Source organism: Pseudomonas antarctica, from assembly GCF_900624995.1.
GTDB classification, from domain to species: Bacteria; Pseudomonadota; Gammaproteobacteria; order Pseudomonadales; family Pseudomonadaceae; genus Aquipseudomonas; species Aquipseudomonas antarctica.
The window spans coordinates 1-6498 of sequence record NZ_UYXQ01000172.1 but is presented as its reverse complement, the minus strand read 5'-3'; the positions used below and the strand labels follow the sequence as shown (position 1 = coordinate 6498).

Below are 6498 nucleotides of genomic sequence, written 5' to 3'. Positions count from 1 at the left end.
CAAATCTCCCCCGTGCCATGGCATGGGGGCGGCGGGCGGGATCGAAGCGATCTTTACCGTACTCGCCCTGCGCGATCAGGTCGCCCCCGTGACGCTCAACCTGGAAAACCCGGACACGCTCACCGACGGTTTGGACATGGTGCGCGGTGAGCCCCGGCACATGCCGATTGAATATGCGCTGTCCAACGGCTTCGGCTTTGGCGGCGTCAATGCCAGCGTGCTGTTCCGCCGCTGGGCGTAACCCCCTCGTTTGCCCCTGCGGTCATTTTCGGGGACCATGTGCGCCTTCTGTTAAAGCCAACAAGAGGCGCCCATGGCCAACCACGACCTGACCTACACCCCCGACCCGGATGCCGACTCGATTTCTTCCGATGTCGTCGGCTTCAACGGCATCCTGGTTTCCACCCAAATCCCGACCCGTGCCGACGGCAGCCTGGAACTGGGCGACATCAGCGCCCAAAGCGAATGCACCCTGCAAGCGCTGAAAGTCGCGCTGGAGAAAGCCGGCAGTTCCATGGACCGGGTGATGCACCTGACTATCTACCTCACCGATATGGCTGACCGTGCAGCCTTCAACGAAGTTTACAAACGCTATTTCGCCAAGCCGTGGCCGGTTCGTGCGGCCGTCGGCGTGGCTGCATTGGCCGTGGAAGGCATGCGTGTGGAAGTCACCGCGATGGCGGCGAAGGCCTGAGTTCTTACTGGCAATACACATCAAGCCAGCGCCCACACTGCACCGGCGTCGCCTTCGCGCATTGCCTGACAGCCCTGTGGTAGATGCCGGTCAGGCATTTCACAGCTACAATGCGCGCCTCGACCGTGACAAGCCTGACTAAAAAAACTATGTCCTTGCCCAAGCATCACCTGGAATTGCTCAGCCCCGCCCGCGATGTCGCCATCGCGCGCGAGGCTATCTTGCATGGCGCCGACGCCATCTACATCGGCGGCCCGAGCTTCGGCGCCCGCCACAATGCGTGTAACGAGGTGAGCGATATCGCTCAACTGGTCGAATTCGCCCATCGTTACCACGCCCGTGTGTTCACCACCATCAACACCATCTTGCATGACAACGAGCTGGAACCTGCGCGCAAGCTGATTCATCAGCTGTACGACGCCGGTGTCGATGCGTTGATCGTGCAAGACCTGGGCGTAATGGAGCTGGATATTCCGCCGATCGAGCTGCACGCCAGTACCCAGACCGATATCCGTACCCTGGGCCGTGCCAAGTTTCTCGACCAGGCCGGTTTCTCGCAGTTGGTCTTGGCCCGTGAGCTGAACCTGCAGGAAATCCGCGCCATCGCTGATGAAACCGATGCCGCCATCGAGTTCTTTATCCACGGCGCGCTGTGCGTGGCGTTCTCCGGGCAGTGCAATATCTCCCACGCGCAGAATGGCCGCAGCGCCAACCGTGGCGACTGCTCCCAGGCCTGCCGCCTGCCGTACACCTTGAAAGATGATCAAGGCCGCGTCGTGGCCTTTGAAAAACACCTGCTGTCGATGAAAGACAACAACCAGAGCGCCAACATCCGCGCGCTGGTCGAAGCCGGTGTGCGCTCGTTCAAGATCGAAGGCCGCTACAAGGACATGGGCTATGTGAAGAACATCACCGCCTATTACCGCCAGCGCCTCGACGACGTGCTCGAAGACCGCCCCGACCTGGCCCGCGCTTCCAGCGGCCGTACCGCGCATTTCTTCCTGCCCGACCCGGAAAAAACCTTCCACCGTGGCAGCACCGACTACTTCGTCACCGACCGCAAGATCGACATCGGCGCCTTCGACACCCCCACTTTCACCGGCCTGCCGGTGGGTGTGGTGGAAAAAGCCGGCAAGCGTGATTTGCAGGTGGTCACCCATGAGCCGCTGTCCAACGGCGACGGCCTCAACGTGCTGGTCAAGCGCGAAGTGGTGGGCTTTCGCGCCAACATTGCAGAACCCAAAGGCGAGTTCGAAGAAGACGGCAAGAAACGCTACCGCTACCGCGTCGAGCCGAATGAAATGCCAGCCGGCCTGCATCAACTGCGCCCGAACCATCCGCTGAATCGTAACCTGGACCATAACTGGCAACAGGCGCTGCTCAAGACCTCGGCCGAACGCCGTATAGGTCTAGCGTGGGTGGCACGCCTGCGTGAAGATCAGTTGGTCGTGACCGCCACCAGCGAAGAAGGCATCAGCGCCAGCGTCACCCTGCCCGGCCCGTTCGGCGTGGCCAACAAGCCGGAACAGGCGCTGGACACCTTGCGCGACCTGCTTGGCCAACTCGGCACCACCGAGTATCACGCCACGCACATCGAGCTGGACGCGCCACAAGCGTTCTTTATCCCTAATTCGCAGCTCAAGGCATTGCGCCGTGAGGTGATCGAAGCGCTGACCACTGCGCGGGTCGCGGCTCACCCGCGCGGTGGGCGCAAGGCCGAGACCTCGCCGCCGCCGGTGTACCCGGAAGCGCACTTGTCGTTCCTCGCCAACGTGTACAACCAGAAAGCCCGTGACTTCTACTACCGTCACGGCGTGAAGCTGATCGACGCGGCCTTCGAGGCCCACGAAGAAACCGGCGAAGTGCCGGTGATGATCACCAAGCACTGCCTGCGGTTCTCGTTCAACCTGTGCCCTAAACAGGCCAAGGGTGTCACGGGCGTAAAGACCAAGGTGGCGCCGATGCAGCTGATTCACGGCGATGAGGTGCTGACCTTGAAGTTCGACTGCAAGCCGTGCGAAATGCACGTGGTGGGCAAGATCAAGGGGCATATCCTGGGCTTGCCACAGCCGGGCAGCGGCGTGGGCCATTTTGACCCGGAAAATATCATCTTTCAGGGCACGCACTAACCCTTGGGGAGCGGGGCCACCACCAGCCCCGCTGCAACCCCGCTGCCGCCAGCAGAATCGCCGCAACCCCCAGCCATTGCAGCCAACCCAGGCGATGCCCAAAGGCAATCCAGTCGACAAAAATCGCCGCAATCGGGTAGATGAACGACAGCGCGCCGGTAATGGCGGTCGGCAGTTTCTGGATCGCCCCGTACAACAACACATACATCAAACCGGTGTGCACCACGCCCAGCGTGACCAGCGCAGCCCAGGCATGGGGCGCTGCAGGCAGGCTGTTCCAAGGTACTGACGGGGCCAGCAACAGTGCGCCGGTGATCACTTGAATCAACGCCATCAAATGCGGCGGCACCGCCTTCAAACGCTTGATGATCAGCGCCGCAATCGCGTACAAAAATGCCGCGCCAAGTGCCAGGGCGATACCTGCCAGGTAATCCCCGCCACCGTTCTGCGTGTCGCCATGGGCGGTAACAATCGCCAACATGCCCAAGAACGCCACGCTCAACCACGCGAGTTTTTGCAGCGTGATCTTTTCCCCGAGAAACACCGCCGCCAGCATCACCAATATGAACGGCTGCACGTTGTACACCGCCGTACTGATCGCGATGGAAGCACGGGAATAGGATTCGAACAGCAACACCCAGTTGCCGACAATGGCCACGCCACTGAGCATCGCCAGCCCAAGCGTGGCCCAGCTGAGCAGGTCCAGCCTCAAGTACCCCAAGAACGCGCACACCAGCAACAGCGTCAGTGCGCCGATCACGCAGCGCCAGAACACCACTTCGATCACCGACACGCCAGACACCAGCACACACCAGCCAATGGTGCCCGAAATCAGCATGGCGGCGACCATTTCCCACGACCCGCGGCGAATAGATGTGTCCACGATGGAAGCTCCTCAAGTGAGGCTCAATTATGGCAATCTGTTCGTCAGCGGCTCCAGCGGCTAAAAAAGGTAAAACCCCGGAATCACCTTTTCTTATTAGGCACACAGCATGATTGACACTATCGACCAGCAACTGATCGCGGCCTTAATGGATGACTCACGCCTGTCGCTCAAAGCCTTGGCGGGGATCACCGGGCTGTCTTCGCCCAGCGTCGGCGAACGCCTGCGCCGCCTGGAGGAGCGCGGCGTGTTGACGCACTACACCGTCGACATCGACCCCAAGCACTTCGGCTACCTGCTGCAAGCCATCGTGCGCATCCGCCCGTTGCCGGGCAAGTTGCAGGAAGTGGAGCGCCAGATCCAGGCGATTCCCGAATTCACCGAGTGCGACAAGGTCACCGGCGAGGACTGTTTTATCGCGCGCCTGCACGTGCGCACCATGGACCACCTCGACACCCTGCTCGACCGGATCAACGCGTATGCCGAAACCAACACCGCTATCGTCAAGAAAACCCCGGTGAGGCGACGTTTGCCGCCGCTGACCAACGACTGAACCGTAACAAACCGATTCCTGCGGCGAGCGGGCTTGCCACACGAAACCCGTTCGCCACAGCGAGCCTGCTCATCACAACAAGCCCACGGGCCACAGTAAGCTAGTCGTGAAGGGCCTTTGCGGCGGGCAGCAAACCCTGAAACTTGCGATAACGCGCCTCCAACACCGGCTGCTGCATCAGGTCAGGTTTATACCGGGCTTTGACCGGCATCCCCGCCGCCAGCAAATCGGCACCCTGCCCCATCGCTACAAACCCCAACTTCGCTGCGCCAATACACGCGCTCAATTCACTGCCGTGCAAGGTGAAGATTTCCCGCTGCAGGATATTGGCCAGCAACTGCGCCCAATACTCGCTGCGCGCACCGCCGCCCACCAGGGCGCAGGCTTGCACGTCGGCGCCGGTCGATTGCAACGCGTGCAACGCATCGAGCAAGCCGAAACCCACGCCTTCCATCACTGCGTAACCGAGCATCGCCGGTGTGCAGTCGTGGCCCAGGCTCATAAAGCCGCCGCGCAGCAAAGGGTCGTTGTGGGGCGTGCGTTCGCCGGCGAGGTACGGCAAAAACAACGGCGTGTCCAATGGCACCGGTTGGCCGATCGGCAACTGTGCCTGCACCTGGTCCAGTAACGTTTGCTCATCCGGCATGCCCGTCAGCCGGGTCACCCAACGCAAACAGCTGGCACCGGCGAGCATGGCGCCCATGGTGTACCAGCGGTGGGGTAATGCATGACAGAAACTGTGCACCGCACTGGCCGGGTTGCCGGCGGCGTGGTCGGTGATCGCGACAAGCGCCGCGCTGGTGCCCAGGGTGATGAAACCGTCACCGGCATTGATTGCGCCGATGCCCACGGCCGCCACCGGGTTATCGCCGCCGCCGCCGGCAATCACCACCCCGGGCGACAAACCCAGCCCGCTTGCCGTCACGTGACCCGCAGCGGCGCCGCCTTCTACGAGCCTCGGCATCTGCGCGGGCGTAAGCCCGGTGGCACGCACCATCGGCGTAAACCATTCGCGGTGTGCCACGTCCAGCCATAGGGTGCCGGCGGCATCCGACATTTCGCTGATACGCTCACCACACAGGCGCAGACGCAGGTAATCCTTGGGCGAGAGCACGCAGTCAATCGCCTTGAACACCTCGGGTTCATGCTGTTGCAGACAGAGCAGCTTCGGCGCGGTCAGCCCGGCCATCGGCAAGCTGCCGGTGACCTCGGCAAAGCCGGGCCCAAGCTGTTCCGCCTCGGCGACAGCGCGCGAGTCGTCCCACAGGATCGCCGGGTACAACACCCGGTCGTCGTCACCGAGCAGTACCGCGCCGTGCATCTGCCCCGACAGGCCGATGCACGCCACACGATTGAACGCCTCATGCTCACGCAGCTGGGCGAGCGCCTGCACACAGGCCTGCCACCAATCTTGCGGGGCCTGCTCGGACCAGCCGCTGTGACGGCGCGAGACACCCAAACGCACACCGGCATGGGCCAGCACGGCGCCGTTGGCGTCTAACAGGATCGCCTTGAGCTCCGACGTGCCCAGATCAATACCGAGGGAAACAGGACTGCTCATACGTGGTTCATTCCGATCAAATACAGCCACATGAATTACGGTATTGCAGGCTCGGCGCCAGGCGCACGCTTTGAACCGGCGCGGCAGGGGTTGCCATGCGTTGCAGGAGCATTTGCACCGCGCGCGCGCCCAGTTCCTTGACCGGCTGGGCGATCAAGGTCAGGCGCGGCACGAAAAAATCCGCCCAGTCAAAATCATCAAAGCCCACCAAGGCCATTTGCCCCGGCACATCAATGTGCGCATCACGCAGGGCGTGCATGGCGCCAAGCGTCATCAGGTTATTGCCCGCCATGATCGCTGTCGGTGGCGCGGCCAGGCCCAGTAACTGCGCGGTAGCGGCCCGCGCCGGCGCACTGCTGGAGCCGCCACTGACCAGCAACTGCGGGTCGAACGCTACGCCTGCCGCCTGTAAAGCTGCGCGATAACCCGCCACACGTTCATCGGTCGTGCCAAGCCCCGCACGCCCGGCGATAAAGCCGATACGACGGTGCCCGTGTTCAATCAGGTGGGCGACCAACGCCTGGGTGGACTGGGTATTTTCCACTCCGATCTGGTCAAACTGCTCACTCATCATGCGGTCCACCAGCACCGTCGGCATTTCATTGGCCTGCAGATACTCCAGGGCTTTTGACCCGGTGGACGGTGCCAGCAAAATCCCGTCAACCCGCCGATGATGCA

The 6498-nt window shown here is 62.2% G+C and carries 6 protein-coding genes and 1 pseudogene; 4 read left to right on the top strand and 3 right to left on the bottom strand.

What is annotated here, in order from left to right; translation table 11 throughout:
* The 3 genes and pseudogenes from E0F99_RS28225 to E0F99_RS28215 all read left to right on the top strand — a co-directional run.
* Positions 1-241 (top strand): annotated as a pseudogene (locus E0F99_RS28225) (beta-ketoacyl-ACP synthase II); the annotation flags it as partial.
* Between the two features lie 72 nt (positions 242-313).
* Positions 314-694 (top strand): RidA family protein, encoded by a 381-nt coding sequence (locus E0F99_RS28220; protein WP_083358438.1) that lies wholly within the window; start codon positions 314-316, stop codon positions 692-694.
* Between the two features lie 149 nt (positions 695-843).
* The gene (locus E0F99_RS28215; RefSeq protein WP_083360436.1) at positions 844-2823 is read left to right on the top strand and encodes a peptidase U32 family protein; all 1980 of its coding nucleotides are present in this window, start codon (positions 844-846) and stop codon (positions 2821-2823) included.
* Here E0F99_RS28215 and E0F99_RS28210 read toward each other — a convergent pair.
* The gene (locus E0F99_RS28210) at positions 2801-3706 is read right to left on the bottom strand and encodes a DMT family transporter (RefSeq protein ID WP_083358439.1); all 906 of its coding nucleotides are present in this window, start codon (positions 3704-3706) and stop codon (positions 2801-2803) included. The two genes, E0F99_RS28215 and E0F99_RS28210, sit on opposite strands and share 23 nt — an antisense overlap.
* A gap of 109 nt (positions 3707-3815) precedes the next feature.
* On the opposite strand from E0F99_RS28210, the gene E0F99_RS28205 reads away from it, so the two are divergent.
* Entirely contained in the window at positions 3816-4259 is a 444-nt protein-coding gene (locus E0F99_RS28205; RefSeq protein ID WP_083358440.1) for an Lrp/AsnC family transcriptional regulator, read from the top strand.
* A gap of 100 nt (positions 4260-4359) precedes the next feature.
* On the opposite strand, the gene xylB is transcribed toward E0F99_RS28205, so the two are convergent.
* Together xylB and E0F99_RS28195 are read right to left on the bottom strand one after the other, a co-directional pair.
* A complete protein-coding gene (gene xylB / locus E0F99_RS28200; RefSeq protein WP_083358441.1) occupies positions 4360-5820 on the bottom strand; it encodes a xylulokinase in 1461 nt (486 codons plus the stop codon).
* Positions 5821-5836: 16 nt separating this feature from the next.
* On the bottom strand, positions 5837-6498 hold a 662-nt coding region (locus E0F99_RS28195), incomplete at its 5' end, for a substrate-binding domain-containing protein (protein ID WP_130909068.1).